The sequence below is a fragment of the Pseudomonas helvetica genome (assembly GCF_039908645.1).
Taxonomy (GTDB): Bacteria; Pseudomonadota; Gammaproteobacteria; order Pseudomonadales; family Pseudomonadaceae; genus Aquipseudomonas; species Aquipseudomonas helvetica.
This window is the reverse complement of record NZ_CP150917.1, coordinates 6,133,559-6,156,979: the sequence shown is the minus strand read 5'-3', so window position 1 is coordinate 6,156,979 and position 23,421 is coordinate 6,133,559. Positions and strand designations below refer to the sequence as shown.

Genomic DNA, 23,421 nt, shown 5'->3' with positions numbered 1-23,421 from the left:
ACGAGCCAACTTCAGAATTGCGGTTCGATAATGGCATTTTGACTGCGTGATTGACGAAGTAACCCCGTTATAGAGCCTTTATTTAGCTCAGGGTTCAACTGCCGACCCTTTATTGGCGCCCGCTAATTCTCCTCTCTTTATTATTTATAACCGTCGGTCGCCACTGCGCTGGAACGCATTGACATCATCGTCAGATCTGACGATGCTTGAGTGCATGAGATATCCAGGCGGAAAAGGAAAGTGCTACCAGCACTTGATCAACCTGATGCCACCGCATCAGACCTACATCGAATCGCACCTTGGCGGCGGTGCTGTCATGCGCAACAAGAAACCTGCGCAGCGCAGCATCGGGCTCGATCTGGATGCGAAGGTCATTGACCGTTGGCGCACAGAGTTGCCAGGGATTTGTGAGCTTGAAGAGACTGATGCTATCGGCTTTTTAGAGAGCTATGAATTCACCGGTGATGAGCTGGTGTATGTCGATCCACCGTACGTGCCGCAAACACGTAGAAGAGCCAAGGTTTACCGCTGTGATTACACGCAGGCCGACCATGTCCGCTTGTTGCAGTTGCTCAAAGCATTGCCGTGCATGGTGATGCTGTCTGGCTATGACAACGAGCTATACGACGTGGAGTTGGCCGGGTGGCGCAAAGTGACCTTCCAGGCCAAGACTCACGTGGATGTGCGCGAGGAAGTCGTGTGGATGAATTTTGAACCACCTACTCGTCTTCACGACTCTAGATATTTGGGTACAACCTTTCGTGATCGCCAAACCATTCAGCGCCGGCAGGCGCGGTTGCGGGATCGTATCGAAAGCATGGACGCAGCAGAGCGCTATGATTTGCTGCAATGGATGCAGGAACAATACGGTGACGCCGAGGAGGCAGCCTGATGCAACTGGGCGCGATATTCATGGATCACGTGGTCTTCAACGTTGAGTTGCCGACCCCTGATACGGAAGTGATTCCTGGCGTTCCGTGGGGTGCCATTGAAGCATTTCCGACCCCGGCATACTGGGCCTACCAGGTGTATGCCCGTCGTCTTCAAGGTGAGCGCATCAACTACAAGCTCGGTGCGACTTTGAAGGAAGAGGTGGGAGCTTGTCTGCTGGGCGGTCACGGCATTCCTGCCAGCGTGGGACTGGCGGCTTTCCAGCATGTCAAAACACGTGGTGCGTTTGGTGATCAGCCACCGTCTGAGGACATGTTGCTGGAATGGCTCAAGGAGCCGATCGCGGTGGAAGGACGTACTGTTCGCTACCGTTTCGCCAAGCAGAAAGCCCGATACTTGGCTGCCGCTCTGCAGAAGCTAGCCACTGAATGCGCCCCTTTGAGTACTGGGCGGGCCCTTCGAGACTGGCTGCTGGATGTTCCTGGCATCGGCTACAAGACCGCTTCATGGGTGGCACGTAACTGGCTAGACGCGGACGACGTTGCCATTCTTGATATTCACATTCTGCGTGCGGGTTTGCTGGGCAAGTTCTTTGAGCAGAGCCTGACGGTTGAGCGCCACTACCTCGAGCTGGAAGAGCAGTTCATCCACTTCAGTAAAGGGCTGGGGGTTCGAGCCTCTGAACTGGACGCGTTGATCTGGCTGGAGATGATGTCCTCTTCGGCCACTGTCCATAACATCATGGGTATGGGGCATGCTGCTCCTGAACGACGCTCACGGAGCGCGTCCAAGAAGAGCAAGACCGACACCAACCAGTTGACCCTGCTCGGCTAGGGAGCCCGCCCAAGGCTCGCCCGTGACGCCCAGCGGGCAGAAGTTGAGTTTCATGGCGCGTGCAGCCAACGCCATTGTTGCCAACTGCGCGCCTGCATCCCGCCATATCAAACTGCATCCGTTCTGGTATTTGGCCAAAGTCTTGCCGGGTTCTGCCAAAAACAGAATGAGAGTGGCTTGTGGGGCACTGACCACCTGCTGGCTCTGCTCCCACAGTCCATTTAGTCGCAGCGGTGCTGCGGTGAGCTCCGCGAGAAAGTGCCCTCGGGGCTCATAAAGCCACCAGCGAGGATCCTCTGGCCGCTTCATGATGAGGTGAATGGGGTGGATCGCCCCGGCTGATGGCGAGGCACGATACTCAAGCTCATAACCCAGTTCGGATGCCCAAGTATCGTGACTGCGGCAGGCGTACCAAAGGAAGTTGGCCAACCCCATGTCTTCCAGAGGCGCAAAATCACGCACGGACCGGCGCTCCTCAAGCACCTGCAGCAACGGCGGCGTCGACATGGCAGAACCCGCCGGCAGTCTTTGAATAGCCCCCGTTGCCCAGTCCACTGGCTGGTATGGCGTGCTCAAGCATTTTGGCGTTGGGTTACCCAGGTCGATCCAAGTCATAGCCGACCTCTTCAAATACCTGGAAATACTTGTTGCAGCCACGACAGTTTCCGCAGGGAACATCTGCTTTATGGCAACTGTGCGCCCATGCTAGATACCCCGAGGGAATACCTGAGGCCCGGACCAGTTCTTGGGTCGAGAGCGCAATCGCGGGAGCCTCAACTTTCATTCCTCCTTCCTGAAGTGACATCAGCTCGCTGATGGCACTCACAAACTCAGGGGTCCCGTCCCGGTGGGCTCCATCGGACTTTACCGTGCCCAGCCACAGGTGAGTCACGCCGTAGGAGATCGCCTTCATTGCAGCCAGCGTGATCAGCATCTGATTGCGATAAGGCCACCAATCAGATGCCGGTGCCAGGCCATCGGCAGTCGTTCCCGCCATGTCGCCGGAGCCCAGTCCACGACAATCGATTTCCAGTACGTGATGCGCTATTTCCAACCGCTCACAAATGGCTTTGGACGCAGCAATCTCAGCTCGAGCTGCGAGCTGTCCGTAGTTGAGAGTGAACGCAAGATCCGGCCGCTTCCACCAAGCCAGAGACAGTGAATCCATACCACCGGACAGCAAGAGTGCGATTTTCATAGTTTGATTGCCTCCCAGACTGTCTGGTAGATGGATGTCACGTAGTCATCGCAGATCCGGCAATCCGAGCCTTCCATCATCTTCTTGTCCTGGGCCGATTCGTTCTCCGAGTACAGCACGACCGGCTTGGACAGGGCTCTGGCGTAACCGATCTCGTAAACAGTTCCCGAGTCCAAGCCATCGCCGATGGCGAACAGCAGATCGCAGTCTTGAATCGCCTTAAGATCCAGCTCGACGACATCTTCGGCCGATCCCAGTCCTACATCGTGATAGGGGGAAAACACACGTAAGCCCATCGCTTGCAGGTCGTTCTGCGCTTCACGAATGATCCAAAGCTGAGCCAGTGTGAAGAATGGGCCTGCCAAGTATACCTGTGGCGTGTACCCGTTTCTGTAGCGGTCGGAGGCTTGCAGCGGTTCGGGTGTGTACTTGGCGAGCAGCTTGGGCGTGGGGTATCCCTGGGTTTCGCAGTAGAAAGCAGTCGCTCTGGAGGCGATAGCCGCTGCTTCACGCGCTTTTTGGCCCTGTTCCAGCCACGCATACGCAAAGTGGGCCGCAAAGGTGTCACCCGAGCCAATCTTCCAGACTCGTTTCGTTCCATAGGCAGGAATCGACGTGATTTCTCCGCGCTCGTAGACCAGTGCTCCTAGCGGTCCCATCTTGATAATGACTACCTCGGCACCCTCTTTTTGCGCCAGTAGCTCAGCCAGCTCTGCTGGAGGCCGCTCACAACCGCACAGCCGTTGCGCTTCGTTGCGGTTTAAAACAAGGGCCAAATGCTTTGCTTTGGAACCGTTGGTTGTGAACAGTTCGGGGTTCTCAGCGCTCTGAGGATCGTAGACGGCGTATTCGGCATCGATCACCGCTGTACCTTCGATCATTCCGAATCGAAGAACGCGTGAGGTCTGGATGTGCAAGGCGGTGCCGAAGTCGGCCGATTGATAACTGATCTGCGGCGTGGAAAGGCCGTGGATGTAGTCGAACGCTACGCTTTGGGTCGTTTGCGTCGGAACGAGCTTGAAGCCTTCCAACGCGGCGCGATTGTTCATGATGAACAGCGATTCGCTGTCGAGAAAGCTATGAAGTTCGACCTCGGCCCCAAATCGTGAAAGCGCCGTGGCGGCTCTGCCGGCGGATCCGTAGGACTCCTCCCAGCTTGGTCGCAAGCACCGCTCTCTGTACACACCTCCTGCGATAGCAATCATTAAGCGCTCCTTGCTTTATTTGACGGGGTAAATGAGGACCCGCACCTGCCCGTTGTTGATTGCAATGACTCTGGCTGCATATATATAGCCTTCGCTCATGCAGATCCTGAGCCGCTGGAGTCGTGGGTCGGCTAGCCCGCCGGCGACTTGGCCGCGCCACAGTGCATGCACAACGGACTGTCCGTTCTGCTCTCCAGATACGATGTCCAGAATGTCGTCGACTTGCAGTTGATCTACGATTTCTTCTTTGGGCGAGGCCAGTTGGGCACTGAATGACAGTTGGTCGCAGGTCACTGGCGTTTCGATGGTTGGGCCTTGAGGGCCTCCGGTTCCAGACATGAGCATTTCCTTTGCTTGGAGAAAGGTCTAGCAATATCACAGGGTGATATCTATTTGCTATCAAGCTCCGCTGAAACGCCGCTGCAATTGAGGCGTCGGATGGCAATGGCTTGCAAAGTTCTGCTATACGAAGCTCCCTTACACCTTAGTGAGGGATAACCAGATCCTCACATATTTCTTGTACATGCGCCTATCGCGTGCCTTCCTCCAGGCCCCGCAGAGCGCGGCTTTGGTTGATCTTGCTTGACATTACTTTTTTGCTCTCTACCATTTGCGGAATCCGGACTGGTTTCGTTCGGTGCTGCTGGCCTCGCGCGAATTCTCAGGAAACGAAACCACCCGCTCCACGTACTAACCCCATTCTTTTTATACGAGCTTGACTCATAGTCAGGTGCACACCGGCCCGCCAGCTACCACGAACACTGTGCCCCTGCCTGAGGAGTTCACATGCTTCGTATTACTTCGGCTGACTTCGAGAGCGGCCGCATCAAACAGTCCATTTCCAAGCTGCGTAAGCACCCACTTGCTCCGCAAGATCCACGACCATCGCTTTCTTCCGTGCAAGAGACGTTTGCCCAGGTAGTTGGTTTCGGCAAGTATGCCGAGCTTCGCAGCTCGGCCATGCAGTACGGGCCAGCCTTCACCGGCCAACCGTTGCAGTTGGATCACGTCATCGACTTCGTTGGTCAGCGCATTGCGCATTACCTCGATCTGCCACTCGAACACGCGATGACCATCGCGGCCGCGATCAACCTTGAACATCTGGATGCCTGCCGAGCTACTGCCCGTACTCTCCCACCGTCGACGTTGCGCGATGATCGTCTGCGCCCGGCCGTGCACGTGGCCAACCTTGGGTTCGCGCAGCTAACCGCTTCGGATCTGATAGGTCTCGGCGCTCCGGCTTTTAGCTACGCCATCGCAGATTCCGGCGACACCTTTGTATGGGATGGCCTGGTCGACGCGCTCGGTCAGTTGCAACCGTCCACGCTTGAAGCGCTGAAATCCGATGCGAAGTTTTCGGCCATCGCCGACATGAGCGCATTGCGCGATGCTTATGTCAGGGACGTGCTCATTCCTGCATCACACAAAACGCTGCTCGATGCAGTGCGCCAACACGATCTGTTGCCTCCAGGCTACGAGATCATTTCGCTGTTCAACGAGGCCGGGGTGTTTCGCGGCCGCAGCATCATCAACCGGCAACTTCGCGGGATGGTTCCAGTCATCAGCCGCGACGGTGGGATCTACGAAGCGATGGCGGCTGTGTTGTGTGGTCGACAACCTCAGCACAGCGGAATGGTGCGCAACATCAAACCGGGCGATGGCAATGATCGGGTGATCCACTTCGCCAAGGACGGTGGCATGGTCGTGTACGACTACGTCGACAACGAGCAACCTCGACATCCCGACCGTACCTACATCGAGTATGCCGGTGCCGAGCAAATGTTCTCGCTCGCGCCAGGCGCGATACACCGGGAAGTTGAGATCGACCGCCTGCTCGCCAACGGACAACCTGAGCTGGTGAATGCTTCCCAGAATGACCTCGTAGCCATCAATGGCCTGGTGCTCGACGATGGTCGTTTCCCCGCTGACGCCATGGACGTACCAACTGGCCCGATCATCGTTGATGGCCAGTTGCGTCCCCGATCGGCAATGACGGATAACCTCAGTGGGCCGAGTTTCTACGAGCGCCAAATCACCTACGTCCGTCTTCATGAGTGGTTGACGGTCGATGACGTCCCGCCAATGGTGCTGGCGGCGATGGATACGCCCAACGTTAAGGTGGAGCGGGATCACATGATGACCGAGGCGCTTCCGCGCTATCGGTTGGATTTACACTACCAGATCGATGAGTCAGTTATGGGCGGGACTCATCAAGCTCAGCGCTTCATCGCGTCCACTGTCGGCATCGAAAAGGTGTTGGGCCTTGTGAAACGTTTTGCGACCCCCGACCAACTGCACGTCCGAATCGTACAAGCCTACGGTGCGGTGATGATTCGGCGAAACAGCGTTGAACAGGTACAAAGCGCCGGGGAGCTAACCAAGGCTACGATGCCAGAATTGGCCGAGTACGACGACTATGTAGTTGGTGTGTCTCTCGCAATGTCCAACCCTGGGCAACCTTTAATGGCACCAGCTATTCGCGATTTCAGGGCAAAGGCGGATCTACTCACCTGGCTGGCCATTTTCAGCATGCAAACCCATGACGGCGCACGTCTGACCGCGCGCTTCTCTTCGCAAGCACGTGCGCTACTCCTCAGCGCAATCCTGTTGGATGGGATGAGCCCAGAAGACGTGATCCCGCGAGGCCAAGATCTCATGGCGTTCTTGGGCAAGCTGGCTGACGAGGCAAGTTACATTGGCGACGTCAAGAAATGGCGCGAGGAAAGCTCCAGACGATGGGCCGCCGCTCGCAAGAACGATTATTGGGCAGTCGGAGACGCAGTGGCTCAAGTCACCAACGTAGATCCAGCGAAAGATGCACCTCACCCGCCTGCTTTCAAGGTAGTTCAGGAGTCTGAGAGCCGCTATCGCTTGGACGCGCTGTAGTTTTCTCTAGGTCCCCAGTCTCAGTCAGAGCGCCAAGCTAGGCTGGGGCCTTATAATTTGTGATAGCAACGCCGATTGAAGAGGAGCGGCAATTCGCTTTGGCTTCTGAGCCTTCCAAAAAATTGAGACTATGAGCCCGCTGTAGCCCACAGGCGGGCCTAAGGGGGGCAGTAGGATGGGCAGGATGGGCAGGATGGACAGGTTTGATTTAGGCCTTTATTGACAATCCAGCAATTCCCGATAATACTCCCACCCGCTGATGACCCGCAGCTACTGCTCACGCCTGCGTGAGGGGAGAAGGTTAATATGACCGAGCAGTGGGACCTGATAGCTGAAGATTACTAGGATCTAGACAGCGAGTCGCTTGCAGGCGACTGACCACGCCCAGTCCAGATGATTGCGTAGACTGCCCTAGTAGCTCTAACCCCTGCACAAAGCAATTAAAGATATCACCCCTTAGGCCTTTGCCTAAGGGGCTATTTTGCTAAGGGGATCAGCTATGGACTTGTCAGAATATCTCAATGAAGTCGTCCGCATTGTCGGAAGCAATCTGCAGCCCACAAGTCGTTGGGTTACAGCGGCTGCGCTTGGTACCCTCCTTCGTAAGGCCTATCCAAACGTTAGCTGGAAAGAATTTGGCTACAAAAGCCTCTTTGAGCTTTTGAATGACCCTCTACTCGCTACGTCGTTAAAAATCATCAAGACAGATAAAAGCGCACTCGCCGTCACGCTGACCGATGTGCAGGCGCTGAGCGTTACTCAGCACGTCGAAACCTATAACCCGCTACGTAAAATTATCTGGGAAGCCTTTACTCTCCCGAGCCCTCCTGGGCGCCGGTTTATGAATCGCATGAACGGATCGGTTCGAATCGGACTGGATACCGCACCGGCTCCTGCAGATGACTGGGTTGAAATCGAAAAAATCGGATTGTACGAACAAAAACGTTGGGCTGAATCCTTCGTCGATGAGTGGACAGGTGAGCCTGCCGTAACAGACGCCGTTAAAGCCATGGTTGCCTCGCCTAGTTGGCACCCTCATCAGTTTGGCCATGAGATGAATCGCATCAGCGACGGTCTGATGCGCCAATGGAACCGCTACAGAACCTCCCGTGTTTCCGGCTTTGTCAAACAGTGGTTGTCGGAACAAAATCTCCCTATTGAATGGGCGTTCCAAACAAAATCAGGCTTGGTTGTTGGCTCTCCCGAGTTGAGTATGGAAAGTACTGATATTCAGCACTCGCCTGAGGAAACCAAAAAGCTGATCCTTTCGGCGTTGAGTTTGATGCCTGTTGAGCAATTGCTCGATATCCCGATTCCCTCGCGCTTCATCATCGCCGCTCTTTCTTCGACTAAAGCACGTTAACGGAGGTGCTGAGCCGGAGGATGGACGATGATTTCATTGTATTTGGCATTTCCAGCCACTTGCTTCATCGGAAATGAAAAGGCGGAGATGGCCGTCGAGCGATTGAGAGCTCAGTTTCCGGCTGTAACGATAAAGTACGTCGTTTACGACGCTAATTGCTCGTTGAGTATTCTCGATTTCTGCTCGATGGTTGGACAGAAACCAGGGCCGGTACTTTTGTTGAAACCGATCAAGACCTCGGTTTTAGAGGGTGTGCGCCTGCGTTTGGCAGTGAAACTGCCGGTTGCATGTGAAATGGTCGCCTGCCAAGAAAGCCTCTGCGCTGCTATAAGCATGGTTTTGCGACAATTTGAAAACGGCGAGCCGATGGTACCGTTGGATATTGCTGTCGCTATCCTCATCTTGGCCAAGCTTGAAGAAGGGCACATGTGGGGTGGAAATGCCAAAGGCTACATGTGGGCTGCCGATATCCCCAAGGGACGTGGCGTGGATGAAAAATACAAGGATCGTGTGCCTCATGTAATCAACATTCTGTTGCAGCACGAAATGTTGATAAAGAAGACGAGCCAAGGCAAATCCAAGTACGCGCTGAATCCGTCAATCAAGCTGGATATTTACGAAACTCTGCGCTTACGTTCCTTTCCGGAGGCGATAGGACGCTACCTTTTTCGCCATGAACAACTTGAGTCCATCCGAGTTCTCGATAACGTTCCCGAGTATCCAGAAGGACGCATGTAGTCGACTCGACCTACTGTTGTTGAAAGTCAGTTTGATGCTCAGCCGTTTCGCTTGGATGCAGGCCAGAGTTTCCGCCGCGAGCAGTTAGGATGCTTGCGTAATTTGAACGCCTGCATTTGTGAGCAGGTGGTACAGCGTAGCAATCTTCGTGCGACCACCACGCATGGCACAGTATGTGAAAACCACGCGCTGCTTGGCTCGGGTAAAAGCTACAAAGAAGCCGGCGGTGGCTTCAATCTCATCGTTGGAAAAACTCCACCAAGCCCCGTCGTCCAAGCCAACAAAGATGACAGTGTCATACTCCAGACCTTTGCTTTTGTGAATGGTCATCAATGGAATCGCGTTGACGCCTTCATAGGTATCAAGTGCCGATGCCCAATCTGCACACTGATTTGACGAAGTGTAAAGGTGTGTTGCCGCTGATTCGATCACCGTATCGAGCCATTCACCTTGCCCGTATGCGGAGTTCTGGCTTTTCAGGCGCTCGATTCCGACAAAATCCAGTATCTCCACAATAAGTGACCGTGCAGCGTGTAACGTGGTTGGTGGACTTGAGCGGTTCGCACCAAGCCAAATCGCGTAGGCGTCCAACTCGCGTGTGAGTTTGGAGTGACCGATTTGGTCGTCGAACGTGATGCCCCGCAGCGACGCCAACCATTTTTGGCACTCAGACCAGTAGCGTCCTGCTCGCGGCGTCATAGCCAGCCGCAGTAGCGAGACAAGAAGCGTCGACACATCTTCGGCAACCAGATCCTGCAATGTGATTGACCCAACAAATCCGGCTTCATTTCGCAAGCTCAAACCTTGGGCAACAAAAGCTGGCTCCAGCACTTCGGCGTATTCGCCCGCTTTCTGGCGAACCAAAAGAACGAAGTCGCGCGGTGTGAGTTTTCCCGTTGCTATATCTGATGCCACGGATACAGCAAGATCGCGGGCCTCCGCGTGTGGGCTGGAGAAGTCAAGAATGGAGCAACATTCACCGCTTATCTTACCTATCGTTTGGGAAACAGGTGCAACTGCTCCGCCATCCAAGGCTTGGGCCAGAACGTGTTGGATTCGCACCAGGTCGGGTGAAGAGCGGTAGTTGTTGTAGAGAGATGTTCGCGTAGCTGCAAAGTCGGCATCGAACTCGGAGAAAGGGTGGTCCATGGCCAAAGCCCAGCGCATGATTTGCTGTTTGTTGTCGCCGACAGCAGTTATCACCGTATCAGTCCCTCGAAAAATAGTATTCACAAGATCGTATTGAACCTGTGTCGTGTCTTGGAACTCGTCCATGAAAAGGTGTGAATAAGTCAGCCGAAGCGCGTCCCGCGCCATAGGATTTACTCGTAACAAGAGTTCGGCGAGTCTGCTTATCATGGGAAAGGATAAAGCGCTTTTCGGGCCGCCGTGCAAGGATGCCTGCCAGAACAAATCAGCAGCCCATTGACCGACAGTCGGTCGCAACCATCCCTCAGCTGGTAGGGGCTGACCGAGAAGATAATTTCGTTCGAAGTTTTTTGGCCCAATTGCACGTAGGTCGGCTCTTGTACCAATCGTTGCCGGGGGTAGGCCAACCTCTTGAAAGAGGAAATCCTTGTAGTCACGATCGTTATAGCTAGGGATTTCGTAATCGGGTCTGGGACGCCAACGTTCGGGCAGTGACTGGCCAAAACGATCAACCAAGCCTTTTGCAAACGCGTCAAACGTCATGGAGTCCAGGCGTCCTGCATGGTCGGCGTGACAGCGTTTTCGCACGCGTGCTGCAAGGTTGGAAGCCGCGTCGCGTTTGAAGCTTATCGCGAGGATGCGTCTAGGCGGTGGCGCCGCACCGGTTTGTAATAAGTAAGCTGCACGCTGCGCCAGCAACTCCGTCTTGCCTGCGCCGGGGCCTGCGATGACTGATCGATTGTCGTCTGAACGAACCACCTCTAAGGCATATGTTTCGAGCGATTCTACCCCGACTGGCTTCCAATCTTCTGAGCGAATTCTGCGCGACGATAGGGTCATTTCAATCCCGCCTTAAAGACGCCGAAATATGCTTGAGTACTGAAGAGAGCACCTTCGGCATCTGCTTCACCAGCTGCGGCTTACTGATTTGGGTCAGCGCTGCGAGATGGGTTGCAGGCTTGCTGTGAGTGAGAAAGTGGTACCGGTAATTCGGGAATTGAGAAGGATATTTCTCAAAGGGCCCAGTGTAGGCATCTATTCCAGGGCCGGCGCTTCCCAATACAACTTCGGCGGCTTTGTCAGCGCTCATGCGAGGGCCCCCACCTTGGGGAGTGATTGCAGTGTAGGCGTCAGGAAATGCCTCTAGCATCGCCAAATCTAGATCTAGCGGTGACGAGAAATACACACCATAAGTTTTTAAAAAGTTGACCCATGATAAGAGATTGTCGTAACCGGCCGAATCTGCCCAAGTGTGCATCTTTGCTAGCTGCGCATCGCTTAAAACGCCGTCTGAAACTTTTAGCAGTTCGGCCTTAGGTGCGCCGAACTCGAGTAACTTTTCTAGCGCCGTTTTGACTCTACCAAACCCACCCCCTTCGCGGCCTAGATCAAGATCCAACAGCGTAGCGTGAGGAATACCTAGGTGTTTGAGCAGGCGCCAAAAATGCTGAACATGGCGCCCACCCAAGGGCACAATAGCGACGAAGGCTGGGTCAATCAGCAAGTCCATCGCCTCCGCAAGCTGCGGTAAAACAACTCTTTCCGAATCGCCCTCGACGAGTAAAACAAACCGAGCAAAATAAAGTTCTGGATAGGCCAAGATCGCCCCTCGCACAAACTTGCTTGCTTCTGCGTCATTGACCGGAAACTTGATGCGCTTGATCGAAGACACACGCGTTCTATGGTCGCATCTGCAGTATCGAACCTCCTTGGGATTGACGCGACTAAGTACGGCCGGTGAGTGACTGGTGACAATCGCCTGAGCACTGCCATCGGCAGTGAGCGACTGAACCTGGCGGATGATGCGAGCGAGGAAGTAGGGCGAAAGGTGGTTCTCTGGCTCCTCCAGAGCGAAAATCGTGAGCGCCGGTATGCGCAGCGCGTCGTTCCGAAAGCCCTCAATCGACCCCGTTACAACTTCACGTTCCAAATCGAAGACTGCTGCAGCCAGAGCGAAGTAAAACAGGGACTGTTGACCATCGCTGAGAGCCTCAATACCACGCTCCTGACCGTCAGGCCCCTGCTCGAACATCACCGCGATCTTGTTGACGACCTCCTCAAACCTGCGACTAACCAAGCTGAGTCGCGGATTAGTATCCACAACTTCATCATGGAGTGCCGACCATCGCGTCTGCAGGGCATTTGTGATTGCAGTTATTGCCGATTCGCCCTCAAAGGCAGAGGCCAGATTGTCTGTTGCTTCCGCAACTGCCTCTTCGGTGTCGGACGACCATTCTATTGCACGTAACAAACGAGCCGCCAATGCCCCAGCTGTTGCCTTGGTCTGGGCTGCAGCATCTCGGCTTGCTGGCGTGTAATAGAGATGGATCAACCCCCTATCAGCCACGGACACCGGGTGGCACTTGTCTTCTTGGAGTTCTTCGTCAAGGGATTCGACCCATTGCAATGTCTGCGATACCTCGCCCTCGATTGTGCCATCGTCTTCCCATTGCGCATCAAGTCGAAGGCGGCAGACAGGAGCTTTATTTGGACGATCGATTAGCATGTAACGAAATGAAGGTGCAATTGTTTCTGGCGTGGCCGTCCCATTAACCAGTTCGGGTAGGGCGATTAGCACTTCGATGTAGAGGTGTTTTGATTTGAGATCATTCGGGTCATCCTCCGGCCCCAGGTGGAAATCCGAACGACGGACAGTACGCTGAGACCGGGTAACACCGAACAGCTTTGCCAAAGCGTGCAAAAGAGCAGTTTTTCCGGCAGCATTAGGACCGACGATTGTCGTGATCTTTGGAGAGATCGTAACGTTAATTGGGGCAGGACCGAAACAGCGAAAACCAGATACAACGACAGATTCTATAAGCACAGGATCCCTTCCTCTTTGCCGCAGTGCATTTGTGTTCTTCTCGTGCTCACCTAGCGTAGGCATGAGAAGTGCGTCCTGCCATTACAATGCAGTTGAAACACTGGTGCAGCATCGCGCCAGTCCATAAAGCCACCCGGATGGCTCGCGTCACGGGCATGATCGTCATGTTCGTATCTGACAGGCGCTCAGCATGCAGTGACTTCCTACCCAGTGCCATCTTGCCACTAGAATTTGCAGACATGGGTTCCACTGAATCAGGTGCGGCCCTAACCTTTCAGTATCACTCGGCCGTCATCTTTGAATTGCTACAATTAGTTGTTGAGCTTTGCCGACAGCCACTGGTCTTCCCTTTTGCACCTTTGCCTATCTCCAACAAAAAGATCTGGCCATCGAGTCCGCGCGCTGAGAAGTCGATGGCGCCATCTGATGGCGTGTAGGCTCTTGAGGTCGACCGGTACGGACGAAATGCGGACAGCAGGTACTTTCGGCCATCGGCTAGTGATGTGAAATAGCATCCGAGGCTTCCAGCAGATGTTTTATTTGACCAGACCTTAAAATCCAAACGAGCCAACCAGGTGCCTGCAGGAACATCTTCCCAAGAGTAGGATTTAGGTTCAAAACCCTCGTCCAACGCACCGTTGTAACTCCAAGCACGCCGTGTATCTTCAGTCTGTATTTCACGCGTGTCTTCCACTGATTCTCCCCTTCATGATCGACCTGCCAATAATGGCTGAACACCGAAATTCCCACGGTGGATCGAAAACGTCAATTTAGGTCGAATATGAAGGGAGAAGGCTGACCCCATATACGACTGATACGTTTCACTCGTAGGGCAGCCCGCCGAACAGCTCAATCATCAGATCACCTTGTAGCACCTCGAATGGCACTTCCACATACTCATCCGGATGTCGGGGCAATGCTTTGCTCTCGTGGCTTGAGTTCTTCGTGTGACCCTGTACTTTCTGCCCGTTTTCCTTGATGTAGGGCAGCACCACGATGCGACCGTGATTTTTGGAGATGATCGTGCCTTCGTGCCAAATCGTTTCACCGCTTTTACTTTCCGAGTCACCACTGACCGTTTTGACAGTCCAGCCAGGTGTGCCACTTTCCTCATACCAGAAAACAAAGCCCGCAATGACGACCACCCGTTGGCCACGGGCTTTGGCTTCGATCAGCAATTTCTGCACGCTCGCGAGCTGTAAGAGCTTATTGGCTCTGGGAAGCAGCTCGGCTCGGATCTGGACTTTGGTTTTCCCCCAGTGCGTCGTACCTGAGAGGCCAAACCCACGGGCGATCTTTTCGCGAGAACAGTGCACCGCGCACTTTTTAGTCGGGTTCAATCGAAGTGACCAGTCAAATTCGCCACTGCGGGCCAGTGCCACTCTGTATCTGTGGAAGAATACGATCTGGAGATAGGGTGCTTCCTGCAATTGCTCAAATAGCATGTCACGTAAGATTTCAAGATCAGTTGGCAGGATCAGTTCGGATCGATGAGGGCGTGCGGCAGAGGCGTTTCGGCGTAGCGCCTCCGTAAGCATCACGAATTCTTCGTCAGCAAGACGTTCCTGTACGGTGATTTCTTTTTCTGCCTTCAGCGTCAGAGACGTGCGCAGAACTTCATCAATGCCGAGGGAAGCTGCTCTATCTGCGATCTGTGCATTGAACTCCTTCGAAAACGCTCGGGCTTCTTCATATGTGTCGAACGCATGGCCTTTTGCATGTCCATTTTCTTCGATGTAGTGAGGCATCCAAGTGACATCGCTAGGTGACACGTACTTCAGCGCGCGGATTAGCCACCGTCCCGTCTCGTACCAGCGGAACGGGAACAAAGCCAACGTTACTTTTCCATAGCCGGGCAATTCGCTTAGCTGCATGAGGCACGCTCTAGTAGACCTACCAATTCATAAGGTGCTCGTTTTCTTATCATCTACTTGGAATATGAAGTGCTACTCAGGTCACGGGGACATCATCGTCACTCACCTGCATGCAGATGAATTGAGGCGACAATAGAAGGCTCAGAGCTTTTTGCTCCGCAGCTTCGCCAAGCCTTGCTTGATAAAGCCTGCATTTTCTCCAACCGTCCACATGGCTCCGCGAATGTTCTCGCCGACCTCGGTCGCACCTTGCTTTTCAACTTGAAGCGCCAGTTCCATGACTGCTGCTTCTAGCGCCAACTGATTTTTGTACATTCTCTCCAACACGTCGGATATTGAATATTCGTGAGACATGGCGCGACTCCATCCGCAAATACCTAGCATAGCAGCGCCTGAGGCGTGGTTTTATGTCCCAATTAATTTCCAAAATCCACAGAAATCATGCGCCGCTCAGGGTGAGGAACGGAGCGTTCTACAAAATATAGAGCTTGCGCTTCAGTTCTCCAAAACAGCCTCGCAGGCCGCGATCCAAGGTGAAGCTACCTTTTTATCGCGCAGAACATTGAGCCACTGACTTGTAAATGGGCGTCGCAATCGAGAGTCCTATCATTTCAAGGCTCATATTCGGAATGTGATTTGCGCTGGCTAGATAATCTTGCAAATTACTCTGCACCAGCTGTTTTGCCTGCTCCTTTGACACTGCTTGTCGATGAACCAACTCTGCAGATCTTGAAGCCAGAAATAGAACCACCCATTCATGCACGCAGCGAGTAGCAAAATCGAAAGCGCTTTCATCATCCAGTAATACTGACGTTCCGAGCGTGCTCAAGAGCTGCTGAACCAAATCGTTAACTGCCAAAACGAAGCCCTCGAACGACCTTTTCTGAAAGCTCACCTGCTCCCAAAATGCCTACGCTGCTCATGCCCAGTGTCACACAGCTGAAGCACACCAGAGTGGTTAATCAGATCTTGCAAGCATTCGAGCGTCAACGAGCTAAACCAAAAAAAACAGCGAGTGAAAGAGGGGCTTTTGTCTCATTAATTTCGAAAACGTCTCAATAATTTTGAAAGCCTACAGCCACCGCCCACCAGCGCCGGGCCGGACGCCGAATGGTGTGGTTGGCGGAACGGTCTTTGTGGCCAATGGCTCAACGGCATACAACTGGTGACCGATTGAATCGCCGCGACTTCCAGCGCTTCGCTCTCGGCCAGTGGCGGCAGCAGCCCGGGCAAACGACTCGCCAGCAGGGTTTTCCCCGTCCCCGGTGGCCCGCTGAACAGCAGGTTATGAGCCCCCGCAGCCGCAATCAGCAATGCACGTTTGGCCGCGATCTGGCCCTGCACTTCATTCAAGTCCGGATACGGTTTGCTGGCGTAGAGCAAACCATTGGACACAAACGGTTCTACGGGTGTGTGACCATTGAAGTGCGCGACCGCCTCCAGCAGATGATCCACCGCAATGACCTTCAGTCCTGACGCCAGGCACGCTTCCTCGGCATTTGCCCGCGGCACCATCAGCGATCGTCCAGCCTTGCGCGCCGCCAGTGCCGCCGGCAACACACCACGAACCGCCCGTACTTCGCCAGACAGCGCCAACTCACCGAGACACTCGACGTCATCCAGCGTCAAAGTCGGCACCTGCACACTGGCAGCCAGAATCCCCAAGGCGATCGCCAGATCGAAGCGCCCGCCGTCCTTCGGTAAATCGGCCGGGGCGAGATTCAAGGTGATACGTCGCGCCGGAAATTGCAGCCCGGAATTGATGATCGCACTGCGCACCCGATCCTTGCTTTCCTTCACCGCTGCTTCCGGCAACCCCACCATCGTCAGCGATGGCAGGCCGTTGGCCAAATGGACTTCTACGGTAACGGCGGGCGCTTCCACACCGATCTGGGCGCGGCTGTGGACAATGGCCAGAGACATGATCATTCCTTGAGCTTGCGAGAACCGCTTCCTGCGGTTTTTTGAAGGGTAGTTGCGGCGTAGTGGTTTAGCGCGGCGGCTGAGGAGCGAAACCTTCGCAGGATGTTGCGGGTGTCGATGTATAGAGTGCGAGAACGAAAAAAACCGCCATTTAGACTGATGCCTGTCAGTTAAGCCGTAACGCGATCCGTAGCAGCTGCCGAAGGCTGCGTTCGGCTGCGAAGCAGTCGTAAAATCTGCTATGCGGTCTTTCAGATTAACCGTGCAAGCAGGATCTACGAGTGCTGCACACTCGAACGCAGCCTTCGGCAGCTGCTACAGGTCTTACGCCGCGCCCTGAATCTCGTAACTGACTGGCATTAGCCATTTAGGCGGCGAGCCACCCAGATGTTCATTAAAGCGACTGAAGCACCCGTGAAGCCCGCTTCCACCACGGGGCATTGACCATACTTCGTGGTCGCTCCCCCTCCGGCAACAGGTGTGGAACATCCTGCAACCGAATCCACGGCTGGTTGTTCCAGTGCAGCAGACTCAAAGACATTTCCGGCCAGTTCAGCAGGCTCAGTATCGGGCGTTCGACTGTGGTGGGTTGCTGGGCGTCTCTAAGGGCAGGGACCACGTCGTGGGTCAGCCATTCGCGCAGGCCCCGGTATTCGGGGCAGTAGTGATAAACCAGCAGCGCGTAAACGCCTGATTCGCTGATCAGCAGCGTATGTTCTATGCAGCCGTGAATATGCATTGTCACGGTTTGGTGTTGATCAGGGTCGAGTTTGCGTAGCGCGCGTTCGTCGAGGAACAGCCGAAGCAATCGACCGAGGTCGCGGGCACTGAACCAAGGCTGGTTTTCCAGCAGCAGGGTGTGGAGGTGGAGTTTGTGGCGGGTGAAGACGTGCGGGATCAGATAATTTTCATCCATGGTGCAGTACCCAAGTTCGCTTGAGGGAAACTGCCACTGATCGTCGCCAAACAATAAGGGTGGCAGCTGTGCGCGGGTTGGCGAACCGGTGCAAGCGAATACCGGCAGACCCGAAGATCTCCCACACACAGCCGCCATAATTTGAGTCGGGAAAGAAGCGCCCGATATCAGATGTGGTCGCGGTGCATCGCAAGCTTTCCGGGTCGCCAAACCCAGTGCTGAACATTCAGCTGAAGTGAGCTTAGAAACCGGGGTTGTGCGGCGCAATCGGAAAGCGGTGGTGTTTTTGTAGGACTCAGCCTGGAAGTAGAGCTGAATCCTGATTGCTGGAAGGTCGTTCCGACCTTATCGCGGGCAAGCCACGCTCCCACAGGGGATTTGTGGGGTCATTCAGTCGGTGGATTCAGCTTGGCTTCCAGCTCGGCGACTTTTGCCTCAAGGCTCTCAAGGCGTGCCCGGGTGCGTGCCAGGACGACCATCTGACTGTCGAATTCTTCCCGGCTCACTAGATCAAGCTTGCTGAAGCCGCTTTGCAGCAGGGCTTTGAACTGGCTTTCGATTTCGCTTTTTGGCAGCGGGGTTTCGCCGCTGAACAGGCGGGAGGCGGTGCCGCTCAGGGCATCGAGGAAGTCTTTGGGTGCGAGCATGAGAAACGTCCTGGAAACAATGGCCGGCAGTGTATCACGCAGTGTCTATAGTCATTGGCGCGGGCACGAATGCACGCTTTTCGCGCATGTTGCCGGGCGTTCGCGCACTGTTGTTGTGCGTATCGCCGGCGGTGATGGGGCATTGGTGCCTGTGGCAGCGGCCAAGGGATTGAAATCAGTAGGTTTTCACGAGATGGCAAGCTTTCTGCTTAGTCCCTTGTGACCCATGCACTGATGCAGTCGCTGTGACGAATGCAGTGCGACAGGCGGAGCGGGGAGTTTCGTCAGGAACGGTTAACTGGCGTCGGTCGGGCGAGTAGGGCCGACGATGCGTTACAAAGCCAGGCACTGCGCTTAGACTTGAGTCGGGTTTGTTTTCCTGGGGCAAGTCCACCAATTCGGGAGAGAGTTTTCATGAAGCTAGTCACTGCCATCATCAAGCCGTTCAAACTGGACGATGTACGCGAGTCGTTGTCCGAGATCGGCGTGCAGGGCATTACCGTCACTGAGGTCAAAGGCTTCGGTCGGCAGAAGGGGCATACCGAGCTGTATCGCGGGGCGGAATACGTGGTCGATTTCCTGCCCAAGGTGAAGATCGATGTCGCCATTGACGACAAGGATCTGGACCGGGTTATCGAGGCGATAACCAAGGCGGCCAACACCGGCAAGATTGGTGACGGCAAGATTTTCGTGGTCAATCTGGAACAGGCTATTCGCATCCGTACCGGCGAAACCGATACCGACGCAATCTAAGCCGCCAAACCCAACGCCCCAGGAGAAAACAAAATGACTCTGCGTAAATTCGCAGGGCTAGGAGCCCTGTTGTCCATCGTAATGCCCGGCCTGGCCATGGCGGCAGATCCGGTGGCTCCTCCAGTCCTCAATTCCGGCGATACCGCCTGGATGTTGACCTCTACTGCCCTCGTGCTGTTCATGACCATTCCAGGCCTCGCGCTGTTCTACGGCGGCATGGTTCGTTCCAAAAACGTTCTCTCATTGATGATGCAGTGCTTCGCCATTACCGGCCTGGTCACCATCCTGTGGTTCCTCTATGGCTACAGCATGGCGTTTGACACCACGGGTATGGAAGCCAACGTCGTCAACCTCAATTCCTTTGTCGGCAGCTTCGCCAAGGCTTTCCTTGCCGGCATCACGCCCGCCAGTATTACTGGTCCTACAGCGCTGTTCCCCGAGGCGGTGTTTGTCACCTATCAGATGACCTTCGCCATCATCACCCCGGCGCTGATCGTCGGTGCATTCGCCGAGCGGATGAAGTTCTCCGCGATGCTGGTGTTCATGGGCATCTGGTTCACCGTGGTTTACGCGCCGATTGCGCACATGGTCTGGAGTGGTCCGGGTTCGCTGTTGGGCGACTGGGGCGTGCTCGACTTCGCGGGCGGCACCGTGGTTCACATCAACGCCGGTGTCGCAGGTCTGGTGGCGTGCCTGGTACTGGGCAAGCGCAAAGGCTTCCCGACCACGCCGATGGCTCCGCACAACCTCGGTTACACCCTGATGGGCGCCGCGATGTTGTGGGTGGGCTGGTTCGGTTTCAACGCAGGTTCCGCCGCAGCGGCCAACGGCACTGCCGGTATGGCCATGCTGGTAACTCAGATTGCTACCGCCGCAGCGGCCCTGGGCTGGATGTTCGCCGAGTGGCTGACCCACGGCAAACCTAGCGCGCTGGGTATCGCTTCGGGCGTGGTTGCCGGTCTGGTTGCGATCACTCCGGCTGCGGGTACCGTTGGCCCGATGGGCTCGATGATCATCGGTCTGGCAGCGGGCGTGGTGTGCTTCTTCTGCGCCACGACCCTGAAACGCAAACTGGGTTACGACGACTCCCTCGACGCCTTCGGCGTGCACGGCATCGGCGGTATCCTCGGCGCGATCCTCACGGGTGTATTCGCAGCTCCGTCACTGGGTGGCTTCGGCACCGTGACCGACATCGCGGCACAAGTCTGGATTCAGTGCAAAGGCGTGGGTTTCACGGTGATCTACACCGCGATCGCCACGTTCATCATCCTCAAGGTGCTCGACGCCGTCATGGGGCTGCGCGTTACCGAGGAAGAAGAGTCGGTGGGTATCGATCTGGCGCTTCACAACGAGCGCGGCTACAACATGTAAGCAAGCGCATAAAAATTTGCCCGGCTTGCCGGGCATTTTTTTGTCTGGATTTTTTCTCTGAAAGTACGGCTGAAAGGTTTTTTCGCACACGTTTAGTGGTGTTTGTGACGAGTGTTTTTCCGCGGCCAATGGCTTACATGATTGAAGGAATATTAGGGCCTTTGTTTTTTCCCAGAGCGCGCTAGAATGCGCCCCGAACGTGCGGAGAACTGTATGTGGCAACAGACTCTGATAACCCTGCGGGCACGGCCCCGGGGCTTTCATCTGGTAACGGACGAGTTACTCGCCGGCCTGCCTGAACTCCAGGCATGTCGGGTCGGTCTGTTGCATTTGTGGCTGCAGCACACCTCGGCGTCGTTGACCATCAACGAGAACGCCGATCCGGCGGTACGTCGCGACTTCGAACGGTTTTTCAATCGGCTGGTCCCACAAGGAACAGCTGGCTATGAGCATAACGACGAAGGCCTGGACGACCTCCCGGCGCACTTCAAGGCCAGTTTGCTAGGCTGTCAGTTGAGTCTGCCGATAAGGGCGGGCCGATTGGCGTTAGGTAGCTGGCAAGGTGTTTATCTGGGTGAGCACCGCGATCATGGCGGTGCTCGCAAAGTCCTCGCCACCGTGCACGGTGAAGAGGCATAAACCGCTGGTTACCAGTGGATGTTGATTTTTTTCCGGCGGTCGTCGACAGACGACAAAGCTGGGCTATAACTAATCTGCTTTTCGCAAGTCATGAGGTAGAACATGAGCGACGATGATCTGGAAAACGACGACCTCGAAGTAGGCGACGAAGACGAGACCGAAGAAGGCCTGGAAGCAGCGGCGGAAGACGTTGCTGACGACGATGGCGGTGATGACACGCCGGTCCCGACCGCCAAAGGCAAGGCCAAGGCTGCGGTGTCGGTAGACGAGCTGCCGAGTGTCGAGGCCAAGAACAAAGAGCGTGATGCTCTGGCGCGCGCGATGGAAGAGTTCCTTGCCAAAGGTGGCAAGGTTCAGGAAGTCGAGGCCAACGTGGTGGCGGACCCGCCAAAGAAGCCTGATAACAAGTACGGCAGCCGGCCTATCTAAGCGCCTGCTACGTGCTTGCTGAAAAAGCCCGCCGTCGCTGCGGGCTTTTTCATGGGTGAAACAATAGAGACCGAAAAGCATCGCGGGCAAGCCTTGCTCCTACAGACTGGCGTCGTTCGAGCAGGTGACGACAATCCCGTAGGAGCAAGGCTTGCCCGCGATGACTATCTTGAGGACGCTACGAAATCGAGTTCCACCGCGCCAACAACGCTGGCAACTCGGTCAAGCTGCGAATCTCGGCATCGGGCACCTTGTCGGCTTCCCAGGCTTTACCGGTCGGGTTGAACCAGATCGCCCGCAACCCTGCCTGCTGAGCGCCGGCAATGTCATCGCCGGGATGATCGCCGATATGCACGGCGGCCTCAGCTGTTACATCGCCGCGTTTCAAGGCTTCGTGGAACAGCCGGGCATCGGGTTTGGCGATGCCGATATCCTCTGCGCACAAGATGAACTTGAAGTAATCCGCCAGCCCTAGGCGGCGCACATCCGCATTGCCGTTGGTGACCACGCCCAAGGCGTAGTGATTGGCCAGAATCTCCAGTGTCGGTTGCACCTCGGGGAAGATTTCCAGCTGATGTCGTGCGTGCAAAAACACTTCAAAGCCCTGATCGGCCAGCTCGCAGGCTTGTTCATGGGCGTAACCGGCTTCTTCCAGTGCGTGAAACAGCACCCGGCGGCGCAGGGCGCTGATGCGGTGCTTGAGGCTTGGTTCGTGGCTCAATACCCGCTCACGAATCGCCCACAAATGATCGACCGGCAAGGCACCGAGGTTCGGTGTGTGCTCGGCCAACCACTGGCGCAGCACTGCTTCAGCGCTGTCGATCACCGGGGCGGTGTCCCACAGGGTGTCGTCGAGGTCGAAGGTGATCAGTTGGATTGTCATTGCTCATCGCCTTTGATGCGTTTGGCCCGTGGATGGGCGCTGTCGTAGACCGAGGCCAGGTGCTGGAAGTCCAGGTGGGTGTAGATCTGCGTGGTTTTGATGTCCGCGTGGCCGAGTAATTCCTGTACCGCACGCAAGTCTTGCGAGGACTCCAGCAAGTGGCTGGCGAAGGAATGTCGCAACATGTGCGGGTGCAGGTTTTGCCCCAGTTCGCGCTCGCCGACGGCTTTGACCCGCGCCTGAACCGCCCGTGAGCCGAGGCGCCGGCCTTTCTGGCTGACGAATACCGCATCGTCCACCGGGTTCGCCATGGCGCGCAGCGGCAACCACAGTTCCAGGGCTTCGCGGGCCTTCTTGCCGACGGGCAGCACTCGGGTCTTGCTGCCCTTGCCGAGTACTTGCACCAGGCCGTCCGCCAGGTCGAGCTGTTCAAGGTTGAGCCCGGTCAGCTCCGACAGGCGTAAACCGGACGAGTAAAACAGCTCGAGAATCGCCTGGTCGCGGCGCGCCATGAAGTCGTCTTCCACGGCGCCATCGAGCAGTTGCAGCGCCCGGTCGGTGTCGAGGGTTTTCGGCAGGCGGCGCTCGCCCTTGGGGGGCGCCAGGCCGTTGGCCGGGTCGTGGTCGCAGAGGCCTTCGCGGTTCAGGTAGTGATAGAGCCCGCGTACCGCCGACAGCAGCCGCGCCAGGCTGCGCGAGGATTGTCCTTGCGAGTGCAGGCGAGCGATCAGGCTGCGCAGGCGCTGGATGTCCAGCGCGGTCCAGCTGCCGATGTTCTGTTTTTTGCAGTGCGCCAGGACCTTGTTCAGGTCGCGCCGATAGGCTTCCAGCGTGTGAGACGACACCTGACGCTCACTGCGCAGGTGCTCGCAGTAGGCGTCCAGTTGTCGTTCCATGG

At 55.6% G+C, this 23,421-nt stretch carries 22 protein-coding genes and 1 pseudogene; 9 read left to right on the top strand and 14 right to left on the bottom strand.

Annotation, left to right across the window (positions count from 1 at the left end):
• Positions 1–253: 253 nt before the first annotated feature.
• The gene (locus tag AABM55_RS28505) at positions 254–892 is read left to right on the top strand and encodes a DNA adenine methylase (protein ID WP_339496114.1); all 639 of its coding nucleotides are present in this window, start codon (positions 254–256) and stop codon (positions 890–892) included.
• Positions 892–1,725 carry an 8-oxoguanine DNA glycosylase gene (locus AABM55_RS28500; RefSeq protein WP_339496113.1) on the top strand — a complete coding sequence of 278 codons (834 nt, stop codon included), beginning with the start codon at positions 892–894 and terminating at the stop codon, positions 1,723–1,725. Before AABM55_RS28505 ends, AABM55_RS28500 begins: the two co-directional genes overlap by 1 nt.
• Here the strand turns inward: AABM55_RS28500 and AABM55_RS28495 are convergent.
• From AABM55_RS28495 to AABM55_RS28480, 4 genes are read right to left on the bottom strand one after another with little or no spacing between them, the layout of a single operon-like run.
• On the bottom strand, positions 1,666–2,340 hold the full coding sequence (locus AABM55_RS28495) for a nitroreductase family protein (RefSeq protein WP_347928326.1): 675 nt from the start codon (positions 2,338–2,340) through the stop codon (positions 1,666–1,668). The genes AABM55_RS28500 and AABM55_RS28495 overlap by 60 nt on opposite strands.
• Positions 2,318–2,923, bottom strand: a complete 606-nt coding sequence (locus AABM55_RS28490; protein WP_339496110.1) for a 7-cyano-7-deazaguanine synthase — start codon at positions 2,921–2,923, stop codon at positions 2,318–2,320. The genes AABM55_RS28495 and AABM55_RS28490 overlap by 23 nt, the downstream gene beginning before the upstream one ends.
• Complete coding sequence (locus AABM55_RS28485; RefSeq protein WP_347928325.1) at positions 2,920–4,128, bottom strand: PfkB family carbohydrate kinase; 1,209 nt, start codon at positions 4,126–4,128, stop codon at positions 2,920–2,922. Before AABM55_RS28485 ends, AABM55_RS28490 begins: the two co-directional genes overlap by 4 nt.
• 15 nt (positions 4,129–4,143) lie before the next feature.
• Positions 4,144–4,467, bottom strand: a complete 324-nt coding sequence (locus AABM55_RS28480; RefSeq protein ID WP_339496107.1) for a hypothetical protein — start codon at positions 4,465–4,467, stop codon at positions 4,144–4,146.
• Positions 4,468–4,914: 447 nt separating this feature from the next.
• Here AABM55_RS28480 and AABM55_RS28475 point away from each other — a divergent pair, with 447 nt between their 5' ends.
• The 3 genes from AABM55_RS28475 to AABM55_RS28465 all read left to right on the top strand — a co-directional run bounded on the left by AABM55_RS28475 (position 4,915) and on the right by AABM55_RS28465 (position 9,115).
• Positions 4,915–7,014, top strand: coding sequence for a hypothetical protein (locus AABM55_RS28475; RefSeq protein ID WP_347928324.1), 2,100 nt, complete (start codon positions 4,915–4,917; stop codon positions 7,012–7,014).
• Positions 7,015–7,513: 499 nt separating this feature from the next.
• Positions 7,514–8,377: an OST-HTH/LOTUS domain-containing protein gene (locus tag AABM55_RS28470; protein ID WP_339496104.1), complete on the top strand. Its 864-nt coding sequence runs from the start codon at positions 7,514–7,516 to the stop codon at positions 8,375–8,377.
• A 27-nt stretch (positions 8,378–8,404) separates the two neighbouring features.
• Positions 8,405–9,115, top strand: coding sequence for a hypothetical protein (locus AABM55_RS28465; RefSeq protein ID WP_339496103.1), 711 nt, complete (start codon positions 8,405–8,407; stop codon positions 9,113–9,115).
• Between the two features lie 84 nt (positions 9,116–9,199).
• On the opposite strand, the gene AABM55_RS28460 is transcribed toward AABM55_RS28465, so the two are convergent.
• The 8 genes and pseudogenes from AABM55_RS28460 to AABM55_RS28425 all read right to left on the bottom strand — a co-directional run bounded on the left by AABM55_RS28460 (position 9,200) and on the right by AABM55_RS28425 (position 18,448).
• Positions 9,200–11,104: an ATP-dependent helicase gene (locus AABM55_RS28460; protein ID WP_347928323.1), complete on the bottom strand. Its 1,905-nt coding sequence runs from the start codon at positions 11,102–11,104 to the stop codon at positions 9,200–9,202.
• A 1-nt stretch (position 11,105) separates the two neighbouring features.
• A complete protein-coding gene (locus AABM55_RS28455) occupies positions 11,106–13,151 on the bottom strand; it encodes an AAA family ATPase (RefSeq protein ID WP_347928322.1) in 2,046 nt (681 codons plus the stop codon).
• 217 nt (positions 13,152–13,368) lie between these two features.
• Positions 13,369–13,782: a hypothetical protein gene (locus AABM55_RS28450; RefSeq protein WP_339496097.1), complete on the bottom strand. Its 414-nt coding sequence runs from the start codon at positions 13,780–13,782 to the stop codon at positions 13,369–13,371.
• A 127-nt stretch (positions 13,783–13,909) separates the two neighbouring features.
• Positions 13,910–14,962: a hypothetical protein gene (locus AABM55_RS28445; RefSeq protein WP_347928321.1), complete on the bottom strand. Its 1,053-nt coding sequence runs from the start codon at positions 14,960–14,962 to the stop codon at positions 13,910–13,912.
• A 141-nt stretch (positions 14,963–15,103) separates the two neighbouring features.
• Positions 15,104–15,316: a hypothetical protein gene (locus AABM55_RS28440; protein ID WP_339495906.1), complete on the bottom strand. Its 213-nt coding sequence runs from the start codon at positions 15,314–15,316 to the stop codon at positions 15,104–15,106.
• Positions 15,317–16,033: 717 nt separating this feature from the next.
• A pseudogene (locus AABM55_RS28435) lies at positions 16,034–16,885 on the bottom strand (YifB family Mg chelatase-like AAA ATPase); the annotation flags it as partial.
• A gap of 394 nt (positions 16,886–17,279) precedes the next feature.
• Entirely contained in the window at positions 17,280–17,801 is a 522-nt protein-coding gene (locus AABM55_RS28430) for a Bro-N domain-containing protein (RefSeq protein ID WP_347928320.1), read from the bottom strand.
• 386 nt (positions 17,802–18,187) lie between these two features.
• On the bottom strand, positions 18,188–18,448 hold the full coding sequence (locus AABM55_RS28425; protein WP_054048512.1) for an accessory factor UbiK family protein: 261 nt from the start codon (positions 18,446–18,448) through the stop codon (positions 18,188–18,190).
• 414 nt (positions 18,449–18,862) lie between these two features.
• On the opposite strand from AABM55_RS28425, the gene glnK reads away from it, so the two are divergent.
• From glnK to sutA, 4 genes are all read left to right on the top strand, one after another.
• A complete protein-coding gene (gene glnK, locus AABM55_RS28420) occupies positions 18,863–19,201 on the top strand; it encodes a P-II family nitrogen regulator (RefSeq protein WP_002555808.1) in 339 nt (112 codons plus the stop codon).
• A 33-nt stretch (positions 19,202–19,234) separates the two neighbouring features.
• The gene (locus AABM55_RS28415) at positions 19,235–20,572 is read left to right on the top strand and encodes an ammonium transporter (RefSeq protein ID WP_347928319.1); all 1,338 of its coding nucleotides are present in this window, start codon (positions 19,235–19,237) and stop codon (positions 20,570–20,572) included.
• Positions 20,573–20,785: 213 nt separating this feature from the next.
• Positions 20,786–21,211 carry a secondary thiamine-phosphate synthase enzyme YjbQ gene (locus AABM55_RS28410; RefSeq protein ID WP_054594621.1) on the top strand — a complete coding sequence of 142 codons (426 nt, stop codon included), beginning with the start codon at positions 20,786–20,788 and terminating at the stop codon, positions 21,209–21,211.
• 102 nt (positions 21,212–21,313) lie between these two features.
• A complete protein-coding gene (gene sutA, locus AABM55_RS28405; RefSeq protein WP_019694242.1) occupies positions 21,314–21,640 on the top strand; it encodes a transcriptional regulator SutA in 327 nt (108 codons plus the stop codon).
• Positions 21,641–21,818: 178 nt separating this feature from the next.
• Here the strand turns inward: sutA and AABM55_RS28400 are convergent, their stop codons facing one another.
• Together AABM55_RS28400 and xerC are read right to left on the bottom strand one after the other, a co-directional pair.
• Positions 21,819–22,523 (bottom strand): HAD family hydrolase, encoded by a 705-nt coding sequence (locus AABM55_RS28400; RefSeq protein WP_054594620.1) that lies wholly within the window; start codon positions 22,521–22,523, stop codon positions 21,819–21,821.
• Positions 22,520–23,419, bottom strand: coding sequence for a tyrosine recombinase XerC (gene xerC, locus AABM55_RS28395; RefSeq protein WP_054594619.1), 900 nt, complete (start codon positions 23,417–23,419; stop codon positions 22,520–22,522). Before xerC ends, AABM55_RS28400 begins: the two co-directional genes overlap by 4 nt.
• Between the last annotated feature and the right edge of the window lie 2 nt (positions 23,420–23,421).